Raw genomic sequence first — 259 nt, forward strand, 5'->3', positions numbered from 1 at the left:
GTGCTTGCGCTTTTTGTGCTGGCGTGAGCGCCCCCCAATTGGTGAAGGCATAGGAAAGAAGCCCCGGAAGTCCGCCTAGCAGAGCCTCGCCCCAGCCGTCTATCGTCGTGGCTCCTAATGGGTTGTCTCCGTTGAACGACCCGCCACCCTGCGGACCATTGCTGTCGCCAGCATCGTTACCCGGCGAGTTTCCTAGGCCAAGTTCCTGCTTCAGGTCGCTAATCATCTGCTCGTTCACCGTCTGCGGGTTCTGCTGGAC

The 259-nt window shown here is 60.2% G+C and carries 1 protein-coding gene; it reads right to left on the minus strand.

All coding sequences use genetic code 11. The annotated features are described in order from the left end of the window. On the minus strand, positions 1-259 hold a 259-nt coding region (locus Q4548_RS16895), incomplete at both ends, for a hypothetical protein (RefSeq protein ID WP_303457225.1).

Source organism: Wenyingzhuangia sp. 2_MG-2023, from assembly GCF_030548295.1.
In the GTDB taxonomy this organism is placed as follows: Bacteria; Bacteroidota; Bacteroidia; order Flavobacteriales; family Flavobacteriaceae; genus Wenyingzhuangia.